The 1,098-nt window shown below is 69.9% G+C and carries 2 protein-coding genes and 1 pseudogene; all 3 read right to left on the bottom strand.

What is annotated here, in order from left to right; all coding sequences use genetic code 11:
- Positions 1-126 precede the first annotated feature (126 nt).
- Positions 127-444 (bottom strand): SCO5918 family protein, encoded by a 318-nt coding sequence (locus ABZX75_RS34440; RefSeq protein ID WP_355418195.1) that lies wholly within the window; start codon positions 442-444, stop codon positions 127-129.
- A 48-nt stretch (positions 445-492) separates the two neighbouring features.
- Entirely contained in the window at positions 493-897 is a 405-nt protein-coding gene (locus tag ABZX75_RS34445) for a CBS domain-containing protein (RefSeq protein WP_355418198.1), read from the bottom strand.
- 49 nt (positions 898-946) lie between these two features.
- Positions 947-1,098 (bottom strand): annotated as a pseudogene (locus tag ABZX75_RS34450) (ATP-dependent helicase); the annotation flags it as partial.

The raw sequence follows: 1,098 nt of genomic DNA on the forward strand, positions 1-1,098 counted from the left end.
GAAAGCCTCGAGCGCCGCGCCCGAGACGAGCTGGACTTCCTCGACATGGTCGCCTCGGTCCAGGTCGAAGTCACCCGGCCAAGCGAGAAAACTGACGTGGCGCCGCTGTTGCGCCCGTCTCGTCGGTCAGACGGAGACAGGGGCGCCGAGCATGACGGAAGCCCTCTGGAACGGGGGGAGGACGCGTGCGGGTGCGGGTGCGGCAGTCGTGGGCAGAGCGCGGCAGGTGAAGCCGAGGAGAGACATGGCCCGGGTGACTTCGCCGGCGCTGAAGTCGCGGCGGTCCTGCCGGGTGATGACCTGACCCACCTGCTTGACGGGGTACTGGCGGCGGCCGATGATCACGGAGTCACTCGTGACCGGCTCCGGCTTCACGCCCTTCATCGACGCCAGCACTCCGCTCTTGGTCAGGTCGAACGGGAAACGGGCGATGACACAGCGCATGATGCCTCACAGGGAGAGAGCGTGACGGTCTGACCGCGGTGAGGCGGATCAGCGGGAAAGGGCGAGTACGCCCAGGGCACAGCCGTGTTCGTCGACGACGGGCAGCGCCGCGAGCCGCCGGTAGCGCATCGCGTGGTCGGCTTCGGCCATCGTCGTCACCGGGGAGGTGAACGGTCCGTGGCCGCCGAGGATCTCGCGCAGTCGAATCCGGTCCGTGTACGCGGAGCCGTCGCGGACGGCGGTGAGCTGGGCCTGGGTGATCACCCCGGTACACAGGCCCTCCTCGTCGCAGACGAGGAGGTATCCCGCCCGGGCGCTGGACATGACGGAGAGGGCTACCTCGACCGTCATGTCGTCACAGACCTGCGGCCCTGACGCGTCCATGGCATCGACCACGGTCCTGTTCGTCGGGGCGAAGTCCGCGGGGCGGGGCTGCGTCTGGACCAGCGTCAAAGGTGCCTCCTACAGAGATGGGTCGGTTCAGCTTCCTGAGCACACGGGTCTAGGCCGCCGCGTCGAAGGGCTGCCGCGCGGGCGCGCGCCGGGTCGCCGAGCCGGTGCTGCGGCGTCCGCGCGCGGAGTTGGTGCTGCGCTTGGGCCGGTCGGAGACGGGCGCGGTGATGGTGACCGGGATGCCGGAGGGGGTCTGGGCGC

The sequence above is a fragment of the Streptomyces sp. NPDC003038 genome (genome assembly GCF_040611115.1).
Lineage (GTDB): Bacteria > Actinomycetota > Actinomycetes > Streptomycetales > Streptomycetaceae > Streptomyces.

Excerpts from the sequence above, each read along its gene's own strand:
- ABZX75_RS34440 (WP_355418195.1), bottom strand. The coding sequence starts at position 444 with ATGCGCTGTGTCATCGCCCGTTTCCCGTTCGACCTGACCAAGAGCGGA.